The organism is Pseudomonas sp. Pse35, from assembly GCF_024519715.1.
In the GTDB taxonomy this organism is placed as follows: Bacteria; Pseudomonadota; Gammaproteobacteria; order Pseudomonadales; family Pseudomonadaceae; genus Aquipseudomonas; species Aquipseudomonas paracarnis.
Window position 1 is genome coordinate 95,719 of record NZ_JALJRP010000009.1, and the last position, 16,206, is coordinate 111,924.

Genomic DNA, 16,206 nt, shown 5'->3' on the forward strand with positions numbered 1-16,206 from the left:
TGCGTTGTTCACTCCTTGACTTGAAGTTCGTACCTCGCGAGTTTCAACATAGGGAGTTTTATCATGGCCAATATATCCAACCCGCAAATCGAATATCCAGTGCCCTCCGTTGAGTATGCTCAAGGACCAACCTTGAATCCGTTGCTGGTAAGAGGTGGAGCAAAAGTTGTCATTGAATTGGACGGTATGTTACCGAGTGAGACGTATACGGTTTACTTCAAGGCCCCCCTGGCAGAGGCCAATCCGGTGATTGCTCCTCAACAGGGTAATCATTCGGGGCGTTTGGAGTTCTTCATTCCCCCGTCTGTTATTGGCCTATGTATTGGTTATACGACGCACATTTTTTATACCGTACAGATGGGTGAAATGTTTTTGGGTCAATCGCTGGAGCTTGACCTGACCATCATGCCATTGTCCCCCAGTGATGTGGACGTGCCGGGTGTCTATCTAATTGAAGCGGGAACGGGGGAGAATCTGGATTTGGCGACATTCCCGGGCAATGCAAATGCGACGCTGGATCCTTACCCCTTTATTGCAGCCGGTCAGCTCGTATCATGTCGTGTAGAGGGTACGGACGAGCATGGCGAACCTGCTTCGCTTGAGGTGATGAACCTTTATGAGGTGAGACCGTACGAAGTCATGAATGGCTTTCAATTTCAGATTACACGTTATTTTCTGAATAAATTGGCAAATTGGTCATCCATTGATGTGCGTTTTTTGGTCAAATATGACAGGGTTCCATCGCTAGAACTTGAACCGGTTCAAGAGTTGCGGGTAGTCACAAAAGGTATTAGGCAGTCAACGCGTTATGCTTTCTACGATGGAACCGATTTTGAATTTGAAAACTTGAACGGTTGGGAAAAAGGTTCGGCAATTAAAGACCCTCGCGACTTGATCATCCAGCGTAATGGTGATGATTGGTATGGGCACTTTTACAGTTACACCCATAATTCAGATGGCGTATTGCTTGAGAAAACCTTTTCACGGCTGGTGGTGGGGCAGGCGTATTCATTCTCTGTCTTTGTTCAACGGGCCAATAGCGCTTATGCGGTACCAGAGTTGTCGCTGAGTGCTGATGCCGATCAAAAGACCCCCGTCGTCCCGTTTCCCAATCGCACACAAGAAGAGTTCAAACTTGAATTCACGGCCTCATCTGCGGTCATGACGCTTCAGATTCATAGTCATGTAGCGACGGGATGGGGAAATGATTTCAACCTCCGGCAAATACTGGTGATGTCGGTTTGATATATCGCGGTCGGTTAAAAAACAGGCAGCCTGCCATGTGTGTGCAGTACTGCCTGTTCCTATTGAAAGCACATCAAGGGATTGTTCGCTTGTCCGTAAGTGCGGCGGCGTGATTCAAACCCGCCGCGCAAACGTATCACTATGACTGCCCGACACCTTGCGGCAATGCACCAGCGCATCGCGAATCATGAAGTTCACCAAGGTCGGAGACACCCCAAGCTCCTTGGCGATGTCTTTTTGCGGCACGCCATGCAAGCGGTACATCTCGAACGCGTAGCGGGTGCGCTGGGGCAGTTGCGTCAGGGCGTCGGCGATGTTTTCCAGGGTGTTGAAATTGATGTGCGAGGTTTCCGGTGAAGCGCCGTGAATAACCACATTCAAGCCTTCCTCCTCGGTCCCGGAGTATTTGAGCTCCAGGGCCTGCTTGCGGTAATGATCGATCGCCAGGTTGCGCACGATCTGAAACAGATAACTCAGTTGGGCCTTGAACGATGAGGTGATGGTCGGCGCCGACTGCAGCCGGAAGTAGGCGTCCTGCACCACGTCTTCGGCGCGGGAGCGGCACCCGGTGATACGGGCCGCGATCTTCACCAAAATCAGTCGATTGTCGACGAACGCCTGGAGAAGGGGTGAATCGCACCTGCCTGTGGATACTTGTTCCGTCATGGAAATCACCTTGCTGCGAATAGGTTAGGGGAGGGCATCCCTGCTGAGGCCTCCTACATATCGGGCAACAAATTATGCTTAATGATAATGATTGTCAAATGAGAAGGCGAACTAATCTTATGCCTTGGGCAAAGGTGTGAACCACGTCTCGCTCGCCCCCGGCGACTAATTATTTGAAGGCTCCGTCCGTTCTCATGGGTGACAGGTTCGTTAGTACAACGGCCAAGGATCAGCACCCGCAGGAGGACCAGATGGGTTTTTATCGTGCATTCAGCGTGTTTCAGTTCGGAGTCCTCGCGGGATGAGTACGTCCCTGCGGCTGCGCCTGTTTTGCCTGCCCCACTCAGGCGCCAGCGCCTCGGTCTACGCTCGCTGGCGCCGGGTCCTGCCGGACTGGCTGCAAGTGTGCCCGCTGGAATTGCCGGGACGCGGCATGCGCATGGACGAGCCATTGCAGCGCGATATCAAGGCCTTGGCCGCGCAGCTTGCTGAAGAAATCAGCCGTGATCTCGATGGCCCCTATGCCTTGTTCGGCCACAGCCTTGGCGGGTTGTTGGCGTTTGAATTGGCTCACGCTCTGAACGCGCGCAATCTGCCCGCGCCCCTGGCGTTGTTCGCGTCCGGCACGGCGGGCCCGGCGCGTCGTGATGTGAGCGAGTACGCCGTCGAAAAGACCGATGCCCAACTGATTGCCCGACTGCGCGAATTGCAGGGCACCGCCGAAGAAGCCCTGGCCAACCCCGAGCTGATGCAACTAATGTTGCCGATCCTGCGCGCCGATTTTCTGCTGTGCGGCAGTTTCATCTATGGCGAGCGCCAGCCCCTGGCGCTGCCGATTCATGTGTTTGGTGGCAAGCAAGACAGCGTGCGTGCCGACCAGTTGCTCGACTGGCAACTCGACGCCTCCAGTGGGTTTTCCCTGGACATGTTTGACGGCCATCACTTCTTCCTCGTGCAGCACGAAAGCGCCGTGCTGCGCTGTGTGCGTCGCTATGCCGACGAGCACTTGGCGCGCTGGCGCATTGGTGCGACGCGGCAGCTCGTCGCCGGCTGAACCCCACCGACTTCTTCCCGAATTTCCCGTAAGCCGATTTCAGGCAGGAACCCCATGATGGACGCCTTCGAACTCCCCCGCACCCTGGTCCAGTCCCTTCAACAGCGTGCTGCGCAGACGCCGGACCAGGTGGCGTTGCGCTTCCTCGCCGAGAGTGCCGAGCACAGTGTGGTGCTCAGTTATCGCGACCTCGACCAACGCGCCCGCACCATCGCCGCTGCCTTGCAAGCCAACGCTGGCCTGGGCGAGCGTGCGGTGTTGCTGTTCCCGAGCGGCCCGGACTATGTGGCGGCGTTCTTTGGTTGCCTGTACGCCGGGGTGATCGCGGTGCCGGCGTATCCACCGGAATCCACGCGTCGTCATCACCAGGAGCGCCTGCTGTCGATCATCAGCGATGCTGAGCCGCGGCTGCTGTTGACCATTGCCAGCCTCAGCGAGGGCCTGGCGCAGATTGAAAACGCGCCCAAGGTGTTGAGCGTCGACACCCTGGAGGCGCAGCAGGCCGACCAGTGGGTCGAGCCCGACCTCAAGGCGGACGACATCGCGTTCCTGCAATACACCTCCGGCTCCACCGCATTGCCCAAGGGCGTGCAAGTCAGCCACGGCAACCTGGTGGCCAACGAAGTGCTGATCCGCCGTGGTTTTGGCATCGACCTCAACCCCGATGACGTGATCGTCAGTTGGTTGCCGCTGTACCACGACATGGGCCTGATCGGCGGCCTGCTGCAACCGATCTTCAGCGGCGTGCCCTGCGTGTTGATGTCGCCGGCCTACTTCCTTGGCCGACCTTTGCGCTGGCTGGAGGCGATCAGCGAATACGGCGGCACCATCAGCGGTGGCCCGGACTTCGCCTACCGCCTGTGCAGCGAACGAGTCAGTGAGTCGGCCCTGGAGCGCCTGGATTTGAGCCGCTGGCGCGTCGCCTATTCGGGTTCCGAGCCGATCCGCCTCGACACCCTGGAACGCTTTGCGGAAAAATTCGCGGCCTGTGGTTTCACCCCGAATAATTTCTTCGCCTCCTACGGTCTGGCCGAAGCCACCCTGTTTGTCGCCGGAGGTACCCGTGGCCGTGGCATTCCCGCCCTGCGCCTGGACGAACAGGCGCTGGCCGCCAACCGTGCCGAACCGGGGCAGGGCCCTGCGATCATGAGTTGCGGCACCAGCCAGCCGAACCACGCCGTGCTGATCGCCGACCCGCACACCCTCACCGAGCTGCCCGACCAGTGCGTCGGCGAACTCTGGGCCACGGGCCCGAGCATCGCCCACGGCTACTGGCGCAACCCGCAAGCCAGCGCCAAGACCTTCGTTCAGCATGCTGGCCGCACCTGGTTGCGCACCGGTGACCTGGGTTTTATCCGCGACGGTGAGGTGTACATCACCGGGCGCCTGAAAGACCTGCTGATCGTGCGCGGCCACAACCTTTACCCCCAGGACATCGAACAGACCATCGAGCGCGAAGTGGAAGTGGTGCGCAAGGGTCGGGTCGCCGCGTTTGCGGTCAATGACCAGGGCCTGGAAGGCATCGGCATCGCCGCGGAAATCAGCCGCAGCGTGCAGAAAATCCTGCCGCCCGAAGCGCTGATCAAAGCGATCCGCCAAGCCGTGGCCGAGGCCTGCCAGCAAGCTCCGAGCGTGGTGGTGCTGCTCAACCCAGGCGCTTTGCCGAAGACCTCCAGCGGCAAAGTGCAGCGTGCGGCCTGTGCGATTCGGCATGCCGATGGCAGCCTCGACAGCTACGCGCAGTTCCCCGGGCAGCCGGGGCAGGCGAGCGAAGTGGCGCTGGAATCGGACCTGCAACGGCAGATCGCGGCGATCTGGTGCGAACAACTGCAACTGGCTCATGTGGCGGGCGACGATCACTTTTTCCTGCTGGGGGGCAACTCCATCACCGCGACCCAAGTGGTCGCCCGCCTGCGCGAAAGCCTGGGGCTGGAACTGAGCCTGCGCCTGCTGTTCGAAGCGCCGACCCTCGCCGCCTTCGCCACGGCCGTCGCGCAACTGCAACAGGATGGCGGCGTGGCCCAAGGCGCAATCCACGTGCTGTCACGTCAAGAAGACCTGCCCCAATCCCTGGCACAAAACCGCCTGTGGATCACCTGGCAATTGGACCCTCACAGCAGTGCCTACACCATTCCCGGCGCCTTGCACCTGCGCGGCGAGCTGGATGAAGACGCACTGCGCCACAGCTTCCAGCAACTGATCCAGCGTCACGAAGCCCTGCGCACGCGCTTCTGCGAGCGCGACGGCCAGGCGTTCCAGCGTGTCGAGGCTACGGCGGATTTCGAACTGCCGATCATCGACCTCAGTGACCTGCCCAACACCGAGCGCGAAGCCCGTGCGCAAGAGGTTCGCGAAGACCAGGCGCGCAGCCCGTTCGACCTGGAAAAAGGCCCGTTGCTTCGGGTTACCCTGGTGCGCCTGGGCGATGAAGAGCACCAACTGCTGGTGACGCTGCACCACATCATTGCTGACGGTTGGTCGCTGAATATCCTGATCGACGAGTTCTCGCGCCTGTACGCCGCTGCCGCCCAAGGCCAGTCCCTGGAGCTGCCGCCGCTGGCATTGCAATACGCCGACTACGGCAGTTGGCAGCGCCAATGGCTGGCCGAAGGCGAGGGCCAGCGACAGCTGACGTACTGGAAAGCGCAGTTGGGTGACGAGCATCCGGCCCTGAACCTGGCCACCGATCACCCGCGTGCCGCCCAGCATCGGCACAGCGCCTCGCGCCATAGCCAGCGCCTGGATGCGCGCCTCAGTGCGGCGATCCGCCAGACCGCCCAGGCCCATGACTCAACACCGTTCATGCTGCTGCTGGCGACGTTCCAGACCTTGCTCTATCGCTACAGCGGCCAGCGCGACATCCGTATCGGCGTGCCCAATGCCAACCGCCCACGCCATGAAACCCAGGGCCTGATCGGCTTCTTTATCAACACCCTGGTGCTGCGCGCCGAGCTGGACGGGCGCCTGCCGTTCAACCAACTGTTGGCCGCCACCCGCGAGACCACACTGGCCGCCCAGGCCCATCAGGACCTGCCCTTCGAACAACTGCTGGAAGCCTTCCCCCAGGCCCGCGAGCAGGGCCTGTTCCAGGTCATGTTCAACCACCAGCAGCGCGACCTCAGTGCCTTGCGCCGCCTGCCGGGCCTGCTGGCCGATGAGTTGCCCTGGCACAGCCGCGAAGCCAAGTTCGACCTGCAACTGCACAGCGAAGAAGACCGCAATGGGCGCTTGAGCCTGTCGTTCGACTACGCCGACGAGCTGTTCGATTGCGCGACCATCCAGCGTCTGGCCGAGCACTTCATCCATCTACTTCACGCTGTGTGCGCGCAACCACAACACGCCATCGGCGATCTGCCGTTGATGCAGGCTGACGAGCAGCAACCCTGGAGCGAGGCCCCCTGCGCGCCGGCCCGGCACTGGCTGCCCGAGCTGCTCAACCAACAGACGTCGGACGCCACCGCATTGGTCTGGCAGGACGGCAGCCTGACATTCGCCCAATTGCACACCCAGGCCAACCGCCTGGCCCATTACCTGCGCGACAAAGGCGTCGGCCCGGACGTGTGCGTGGCCATCGCCGCCGAGCGTTCGCCGCAACTGCTGATCGGCCTGCTCGCCATCATCAAGGCCGGTGGCGCCTACGTGCCGCTGGACCCGGATTACCCCGCCGAACGCCTGGCCTACATGCTCAAGGACAGCGGCGTGCAACTGCTGCTCACCCAGACCGCGTTGCTGCCCCAACTGCCCAGCGCCGAAGGCGTGTGCGTGATTGCCATGGACAGCCTGCACCTCGACAGCTGGCCGACCCAGGCGCCAGGCTTGCACCTGCATGGCGATAACCTCGCCTACGTGATCTACACCTCCGGTTCCACCGGCCAACCCAAAGGCGTGGGCAACACCCACGGCGCCCTGGCCGAGCGTTTGCAGTGGATGCAGGCCACCTATCAACTGAACGAAACCGATGTGCTGATGCAAAAGGCGCCGATCAGTTTCGACGTGTCGGTGTGGGAATGCTTCTGGCCATTGATTGCCGGCTGCCGCCTGGTATTGGCCGGGCCGGGCGAACATCGCGACCCGCACCGCATCGCGCAGCTTGTGCAGGAACATGGGGTGACCACGCTGCACTTCGTGCCGCCGCTGTTGCAGCTGTTTATCGACGAGCCGCTGGTGGCCGAATGCACCAGCCTGCGTCGCCTGTTCTCCGGCGGCGAAGCCTTGCCCGCCGAACTGCGTAACCGCGTACTGGCGCGCTTGCCAGCGGTGCAGTTGCACAACCGCTATGGCCCGACCGAAACCGCGATCAACGTCACCCACTGGCAGTGCGCCGCCTCGGATGGCGAGCGCTCGCCGATTGGCCGGCCGTTGGGCAATGTGATCTGCCGCGTACTGGACGAGCAGCTCAACCCTTTGCCGGCCGGTGTGCCGGGCGAACTGTGCATCGGCGGTATCGGCCTGGCGCGGGGTTACCTGGGCCGTGCCGGGCTGACGGCCGAACGTTTTGTCGCCGACCCGCTGGGCGCGGCGGGTACCCGCTTGTATCGCACCGGTGACCGTGCGCGCTGGAACGCCGATGGCGTGCTCGAATACCTCGGGCGCCTCGATCAGCAGGTCAAACTGCGGGGTTTCCGGGTGGAGCCGGAAGAAATCGAAGCGCGCCTGCTGGCCCAGGTAGGCGTTGCCCAGGCCGTGGTGCTGGTGCGTGATGCACAGTTGATCGGCTACTACACCGCCGACACCGAACTGGATGAGCAAAGGGTCAAAACCGCCCTGGCCGCCGAGTTGCCGGAGTACATGGTGCCCGCGCTGCTGATGCGCCTTGACGCCATGCCCCTGAGCCCCAGCGGCAAGCTCGACCGGCGTGCCTTGCCAGAGCCGGTATGGCAAACCCGCGAACACGTCGAACCGCACACACCTTTGCAACTGCAAATCGCCGCGATCTGGCGCGAGGTGCTTGGCCTGCCACGCATCGGCCTGCGCGATGACTTTTTCGCACTCGGCGGGCACTCGTTGCTGGCCACGCAAATCATCTCCCGCACCCGCCAGGCCTGTGACGTCGAACTGCCCCTGCGCACCCTGTTCGAAGCCAGCGAGCTGGGCGATTTTGCCCAGCAGGTCGGGCTGATCCAGGCGGCGGGCCAGCGCAACCAACAGACTGCCATCGCCAAAGTCGACCGCAGCCAGCCGGTCCCCTTGTCCTATTCCCAGCAGCGCATGTGGTTCCTCTGGCAGATGGAACCGGACAGCCCGGCCTACAACGTCGGCGGCATGGCGCGCCTGCGCGGGGTACTGGATGTGGGGCGTTTCGAGGCCGCCCTGCAGGCCTTGATCATGCGTCACGAAACCCTGCGCACCACCTTCCCAAGTGTCGATGGTGTGGCCTGTCAGAAGGTCTCGGCGCAAACCGGCGTGCGCATGGACTGGCAGGATTTCTCCGCGCTGAATGAGCCGCAGCGCCAGCAGCGTTTGCAGCAACTGGCCGATGTCGAGGCGCACACGCCGTTCAACCTGGAAACCGGGCCGCTGTTGCGCGCCTGCCTGGTCAAGGCCGGCGAGCAGGAACATTACCTGGTGCTGACCCTGCACCATATCGTCACCGAAGGCTGGGCCATGGACATCTTTGCCCGTGAACTCAGCGCCTTGTATGAAGCCTTTATCGACGAGCGCGACTCACCGCTGCCAGCGTTGCCGGTGCAGTACCTCGACTACAGCGTATGGCAACGCCAGTGGATGGAAGCCGGTGAGCGCCAGCGTCAGCTGGACTACTGGACCGCCCAACTGGGCAACGAACACCCATTGCTGGAACTGCCCAGCGACCGTCCGCGGCCACCGGTGCAAAGCCATCGGGGCGAGCTGTACCGGTTTGATTTGAGCGATGAGCTGGCCGCCCGCGTGCGTGCCTTCAACGCCCAGCACGGCCTCACGCTGTTCATGACCATGACCGCGACCCTGGCGGTGTTGCTCTACCGCTACAGCGGCCAGACCGACCTGCGCATCGGCGCGCCAGTGGCCAACCGTATCCGCCCGGAAAGCGAAGGCATGATTGGCGCGTTCCTCAATACCCAGGTGCTGCGTTGCCAGCTCAATGGGCAGATGCAGGTCAGCGAGTTGTTCGAGCAGGTGCGCCATACCGTGATCGAGGGCCAGTCCCACCAGGACCTGCCGTTCGACCATCTGGTGGAAGCCCTGCAACCGCCGCGCAGCGCGGCGTACAACCCGTTGTTCCAGGTGATGTGCAACGTGCAGCGCTGGGAATTCCAGCAAAGCCGCCAACTGGCTGGCATGACCGTGGAGTACCTGGCCAACGATGCGCGGGCGACCAAGTTCGACCTCAACCTGGAAGTCACCGACCTCGACCATCGCCTGGGTTGCTGCCTGACCTACAGCACCGACCTGTTCGACGAGCCGCGTATTGCGCGCATGGCCGAGCATTGGCGCAACCTGCTCGAAGCGTTGGTCGCCGATCCCCGTCAGCGCCTCAGCGAATTGCCGTTGCTGAGCGCAGATGAACAACGCGCCTTGCAAGACAGCCTGGGGGTGGAGAAGGGCGAGCATCGCCTCGACCAGTGCATCCATCAACTGTTCAGCCAGCAGGCCAGCCAGCGGCCGGGTGCCCCGGCGCTGACCTTTGCCGGTCTGACCCTCTCGTATGCGCAACTGGATGAGCGCGCCAACCGCCTGGCCTGGATGCTGCGCGAGCGTGGCGTGGGCCCACAGGTGCGCGTGGGCCTGGCGCTGCCGCGTTCGCTGGAAATGGTCGTCGGTTTGCTGGCGATCCTCAAGGCCGGCGGTGCCTATGTGCCGCTGGACCCGGAATACCCGCTGGACCGCCTGCATTACATGATCGAAGACAGTGGCATCGGCCTGCTGCTCAGTGATGCGGCCCTGTTCGAAGCTCTGGGTGAGTTGCCGGCGACGGTGGCGTGCTGGTGCCTGGAGGATGACTCGCCGGTGCTGGCGAATTACCCCGCCGAAGCGCTGCCGTTCGTGAGTCTGGCGCAACACCAGGCGTACCTCATCTACACCTCGGGTTCCACGGGCAAGCCCAAAGGCGTGGTGGTGTCCCACGGTGAGATCGCCATGCATTGCCAGGCGGTGATCGAGCGCTTTGATATGCGCCCGGATGACTGCGAGCTGCACTTTTACTCGATCAACTTCGATGCTGCCACCGAGCGTTTGCTGGTGCCGCTGCTGTGCGGGGCGCGGGTGGTATTGCGCGCCCAGGGCCAGTGGGATGCGGAGGAAATCTGCGCGCTGATCCGTACCCATCGCATCAATGTGCTCGGTTTCACCCCGAGCTACGGCAGCCAGTTGGCGCAGTGGCTGGCGACCCAGCAACAGACGCTGCCGGTGCGCATGTGCATCACCGGTGGCGAAGCCTTGACCGGCGAACACCTGCAACGCATCCGTGCGGCGTTTACGCCCCAGCTGTTCTTCAACGCCTACGGCCCCACCGAAACCGTGGTGATGCCCCTGGCCAGCCTGGCGCCCGAGCAGTTGGAGGAGGGCGCTGGCAGCGTGCCGATCGGCAGCATCGTCGGCGAGCGCGTGGCTTACATTCTCGACGCCGACCTGGCGCTGGTGCCCCAGGGCGCCAGCGGTGAGCTGTACATCGGTGGCGCCGGCCTGGCCCAGGGTTATCATCAGCGGCCGGGGATGACGGCGGAGCGCTTTGTCGCAGACCCGTTTGCTGGCAAGGGCGGGCGCCTGTACCGCACAGGCGACTTGGTACGGCAACGCGCCGATGGCCTGGTGGAGTACCTGGGGCGCATCGACCATCAGGTGAAGATCCGCGGTTTTCGCATCGAGCTGGGCGAAATCGAAACGCGCTTGCTCGAACATGAAGCTGTGCGCGAAGCGGTGGTGCTGGCACTGGATGCGCCGAGCGGCAAGCAATTGGTGGCGTACCTGGTCAGCGATGCCGAGCACGCCGCCTTGCGCGACGCGTTGAAGGCGCACCTCAAGGCGCAACTACCGGACTACATGGTGCCCGCGCATCTGATCGTGCTGCAGAGCATGCCGCTGACCGCCAACGGCAAGCTCGACCGCCGCGCCTTGCCTGAGCCGGACCCAGAGGCCAATCGCCAAGCCTACGTGGCGCCGCGCAGCGAGCTGGAACACAGCCTGGCCGCCATCTGGTGCGCGGTGCTGAACGTGGAGCAAGTGGGCCTCGACGATAACTTCTTTGAACTGGGCGGCGACTCGATCCTGTCGATCCAGGTGGTGAGCCGGGCGCGCCAGGCCGGCATTCATTTCAGCCCCCGTGACCTGTTCCAGCACCAGACCGTACAGAGCCTGGCTGCCGTGGCGACTCGCTCGGAGCTCATTATCGCCGAGCAAGGATTGCTGACCGGCCCCTCGGGCCTCACGCCGATCCAGCACTGGTTCTTCGACACCGACATCCCGGCGCGCCAGCACTGGAACCAGGCATTGGTGCTCAAGCCACTGCAACTGCTCGATGCCCATCGCCTGGAGCAAGCGCTGCTGGCGGTGCTGGAACACCACGACGCGCTGCGCTTGAGCTTTACCCCGCGCGATGCGCAATGGCATGCCGAACATATGGGCGTGCCGGAAGGCGGCGTGCTGCTGCAGGCGCAGGTGCGCGACATGCAGGCGTGCACGGCGTTGTTCACCGACACCCAGCGCAGCCTCGACCTGGCACAGGGGCCGCTGCTGCGCGCCTTGCTGGTGGACGGGCCGCAAGGTCAGCAGCGCTTGCTGATCGCCATCCATCACCTGGTGGTGGACGGCGTGTCGTGGCGCATCCTGCTGGAAGACCTGCAAAACGTTTATCGCCAACTCAGTGACGGCCAGTCCGTCAGCCTGCCGGCCAAGACCAGCGCGCTGCGCGATTGGGCTGCGCGCTTGCAAGCCTATGCCCACAGTGAGTCCTTGCGCGAAGAGTTGAGCCTGTGGCAAGCGCAACTAGCTGGCCCCACCGTGGCCTTGCCAGTACAGCGTCCCCAAGGCGCACGGCGCAATAGCGATGCCGAAACGGTCAGCGTGCGCCTGGATGCCGAGCGCACCCGGCAGTTGCTGCAACAGGCGCCGAGTGCCTATCGCACCCAGGGCAACGACCTGTTGCTGACCGCCCTGGCCCGCGTACTGTGCCGCTGGAGCGGGCAGGCCTCGGCACTGATCCAACTGGAAGGCCATGGCCGCGAAACCTTGTTCGATGACATCGACCTGACCCGCAGCGTGGGCTGGTTCACCAGTGCCTATCCGTTGCGTCTGACGCCGCAGGCCGAGCAGGGCGACTCGATCAAGGCGATCAAGGAGCAACTGCGCGGCGTGCCCCATAAAGGCTTGGGCTATGGCGTACTGCGTTACCTGGCCGAAGACCTGTGCAAGCAGAGCATGGCCGCATTGCCGAGCGCGCAGGTCACCTTCAACTACCTGGGTCAGTTCGACCAGAGCTTTGGCACTGACGCGCTGTTCCACCCGCTGGAGGAATCCGCCGGCCTGGCCCATGACCCGGATGCGCCGTTGCCCAATGAACTGAGCATCGACAGCCAGGTCTACGGCGGCGAGCTGGTGCTACGCTGGACGTTCAGCCGTGAGCGGCATGATCAGCAGGTGATTCGCGATCTGGCCGAGGCCTACCTGGGCGAATTGCACAGCCTGATCGCCCATTGCCTGCAGGCCGATGCCGGTGGCCTCACGCCGTCCGACTTCCCCCTGGCGCGCCTGACCCAGGTGCAACTGGACGCCTTGCCGGTCCCGGCCAGCGCCATCGAAGACGTCTACCCGCTGACCCCGATGCAGGAAGGCTTGCTGCTGCACACCCTGCTGGAGCCCGGCACCGGCCTGTATTACATGCAGGACCGCTACCGCATCAACAGCGCCCTGGACCCGGAGCGTTTTGCCCAGGCCTGGCAAGCGGTGATTGCCCGCCACGAGGCCTTGCGCGCCTCGTTCTGCTGGAACGTCGGCGAAGACATGCTGCAAGTGATCCACAAGCCCGGCAGTACGCCGATCGAGTACCTGGACTGGAGCGCCGACCCGCAGGATCAGCAGGAGCCGCGTCTGCAAGCCTTGCTCAAGGCCGAGCGCGAAGCCGGTTTTGACCTGCTCAACCAGGCGCCTTTCCACTTGCGCCTGATTCGCGTGGGCGAGGCGCGCTACTGGTTCATGATGAGCAACCACCACATCCTGATCGATGCCTGGTGCCGTTCGCTGCTGATGAATGACTTCTTCGATATCTACACAGCCCTGGGCGAAGGCCGCGATGCGCAACTGGCGACGCCGCCGCGCTATCGCGACTACATTGCCTGGCTGCAACGCCAGGACCTCAACGAGGCGCGCCAGTGGTGGCAGCAAAACTTGCAAGGCTTCGAGCGCGCCACGCCGATCCCGAGTGACCGCCCGTTCCTGCGCGAACACGCCGGTGGCAGTGGCGGCATGGTGGTGGGCGACTGCTACACCCGCCTGGATGCCCGCGACGGTGCGCAACTGCGCGACCTGGCCCAGGCGCATCAGCTCACCGTCAACACCTTCGCCCAGGCGGCGTGGGCCTTGGTGCTGCGGCGTTTGAGTGGCGATCGCGACGTGCTGTTCGGCGTCACCGTGGCCGGGCGCCCGGTGGACATGCCCGAGATGCAACGCACCGTGGGGCTGTTTATCAACAGTATCGCGCTGCGGGTGAAACTGCCCGAGGACGGCCAGACGTGCAGCGTGCGCCAGTGGTTGAGCGCCTTGCTCGACAGCAATATGCAACTGCGCGAGTACGAATACCTTCCGTTGGTGACGATCCAGGAACACAGCGAATTGCCCAAAGGCCAGCCGCTGTTCGACAGCCTGTTTGTGTTTGAGAACGCGCCAGTGGAAGTCTCGGTGCTGGACCGTGCACAAAGCCTGAACGCCACCTCGGATTCCGGGCGTACCCACACCAACTTCCCGCTGACGGCGGTGTGCTACCCCGGCGATGACCTCGGTTTGCACCTGTCCTACGACCAGCGTTATTTCGACGAAAGCACCGTGCAAGGCATGCTCGCTGAGTTCAAGCGCCTGTTGCTGGCGCTGGTGCAGGGCTTCCATGGCGACATGGCCGAGCTGGCGCTGATTGGCGAGCAGGAACGTGAATTCCTGGTGGCGGGCTGTAACCAGAGTGAGCGAGCCTATCCGCTGGAGACGAGCTACATCGAGCTGTTCGAGGCCCAGGTGGCAGAGCATCCGCAGCGCATCGCCGCCAGTTGCCTGGACCAGCAATGGAGCTACGACGAACTGAACCGCCGCAGTAACGGCCTGGGCCACGCGTTGATTGCGGCCGGTGTGGGCCTGGACCAACCGGTGGCGTTGCTGGCTGAACGTGGGTTGGACTTGCTCGGCATGATCATCGGCAGCTTCAAGGCCGGTGCCGGTTACCTGCCGCTGGACCCAGGGCTGCCCGGCCCGCGCCTGAGCCGCATCATCGACATGAGCCGCACGCCGCTGCTGGTGTGCACCGAGGCGTGCCGCGAGCAGGCCGTCGAGTTGCTGCAAGGGGTTGATTGCCAACTGCTGGTGTGGGAGGAAGTGCCCGCCCGTGGCGAAAACCCCGGTGTCTACAGCGGCCCGGACAATCTTGCCTACGTGATCTACACCTCGGGTTCCACCGGCTTGCCCAAGGGCGTGATGGTCGAACAGCGTGGCATGCTCAATAACCAGTTGAGCAAGGTGCCGTACCTGAACCTGAGCGATGCCGATGTGATTGCCCAGACCGCGTCGCAAAGCTTCGATATTTCTGTGTGGCAGTTCCTCGCCGCGCCGCTGTTTGGCGCACGGGTGGACATTGTGCCCAATACCATCGCCCATGATCCGCAAGGGTTGCTGGCCCATGTTCAAGCACAGGGCATCACCGTGCTGGAGAGTGTGCCGTCGCTGATCCAGGGCATGCTGGCCCAGGAGCGTATCAGCCTCGAGGGCCTGCGCTGGATGTTGCCGACCGGGGAGGCCATGCCACCTGAGCTGGCCCATCAGTGGCTGCTGCGTTACCCGCAGATTGGCCTGGTGAATGCTTACGGCCCGGCGGAATGCTCCGATGATGTGGCGTTCTTCCGCGTCGATCTGGCGTCGACCCGTGGCACTTACCTGCCGATTGGTACGCCGACCGACAACAACCGCTTGTACCTGCTGGACGGCGCTTTAGAGCTGGTGCCTCAAGGGGCGGTGGGCGAGTTGTGCGTCGCCGGCACCGGTGTCGGTCGTGGCTATGTCAGCGATCCGCTGCGCACCGCCCAGGTGTTTGTACCCAACCCCTTTGGCGCGCCTGGTGAGCGCCTCTACCGTACCGGCGACCTGGCACGGCGTCGCAGCGATGGGGTGCTGGAGTATGTCGGGCGTATCGACCACCAGGTGAAGATTCGCGGCTACCGCATCGAACTGGGTGAAATCGAAGCGCGCCTGCATGAACAACCCCTCGTGCGCGACGCGGCGGTGGGTGTGCAAGAGGGGGCCAATGGCAAACATCTGGTCGGCTACCTGGTGGCCGCCGATGCCACACTCGACCCGAGCGAGCAGTTGGAGCGCATCAAGCAACGCCTGCGTGCCGAACTGCCGGAATACATGGTGCCACTGCATTGGCTATGGCTTGACCGCCTGCCCCTGAATGCCAACGGCAAGCTCGACCGCAAGGCCCTGCCGGCCCTGGAGATCGGCCAGTTGCACAATCAGGACTATGTGGCGCCGTGCACTGAACTGGAAACCACGTTGGCGGGTATCTGGGCCGAGGTGCTGAAGGTCGAGCGGGTCGGGGTGCAGGACAACTTCTTCGAACTGGGCGGGCACTCGCTGCTGGCCACGCAGATTGCCTCGCGGGTGCAGAAGACACTGCAGCGCGATGTGCCGTTGCGGGCGATGTTCGAGTGCAGCACCGTGGCGGAGTTGGCCGAGTATATCGAGGGGGTGGCAGGCAATGAGATCAGTGCCGAGAAGGTGGATCGGTTGAGTGATTTGATGGCGGAGTTGGAGGGGCTTTGATCTTCGTTGTCTGTCAGGGCCTCATTGCAGCATAGGCATCTACACAGCTGGACCTGTGGCGAGGGAGCTTGCTCCCGTGACGGCCTGGCAGCCGACGCTGATCGAGCTGGTGCACCGCGATCCAAATGTGGGAGCTGGCTTGCCTGCGATGGCGGCCTGACACCCGACGCAGTTATACCGAGTACATATCCATTCCTGCGGTAACGGCCACTTAGGGTTCCGCTTTTACAGCGGCTCACTTTTGAAAAGCGCAAAAGTAAGCAAAACGCTCTTGCCCCACCACTCGGCAC

The 16,206-nt window shown here is 62.9% G+C and carries 4 protein-coding genes; 3 read left to right on the plus strand and 1 reads right to left on the minus strand.

What is annotated here, in order from left to right:
• Positions 1–63: 63 nt before the first annotated feature.
• Complete coding sequence (locus OC445_RS10770) at positions 64–1,245, plus strand: hypothetical protein (protein WP_198790834.1); 1,182 nt, start codon at positions 64–66, stop codon at positions 1,243–1,245.
• A 114-nt stretch (positions 1,246–1,359) separates the two neighbouring features.
• Here the strand turns inward: OC445_RS10770 and OC445_RS10775 are convergent, their stop codons facing one another.
• Positions 1,360–1,911: an RNA polymerase factor sigma-70 gene (locus OC445_RS10775; protein ID WP_032904207.1), complete on the minus strand. Its 552-nt coding sequence runs from the start codon at positions 1,909–1,911 to the stop codon at positions 1,360–1,362.
• Positions 1,912–2,212: 301 nt separating this feature from the next.
• Between OC445_RS10775 and OC445_RS10780 the strand changes: the two genes are divergently transcribed.
• Together OC445_RS10780 and OC445_RS10785 are read left to right on the plus strand one after the other, a co-directional pair.
• Entirely contained in the window at positions 2,213–2,965 is a 753-nt protein-coding gene (locus OC445_RS10780; protein WP_198790833.1) for a thioesterase II family protein, read from the plus strand.
• A 54-nt stretch (positions 2,966–3,019) separates the two neighbouring features.
• On the plus strand, positions 3,020–15,916 hold the full coding sequence (locus tag OC445_RS10785) for a non-ribosomal peptide synthetase (protein WP_262020151.1): 12,897 nt from the start codon (positions 3,020–3,022) through the stop codon (positions 15,914–15,916).
• Positions 15,917–16,206: the final 290 nt, after the last annotated feature.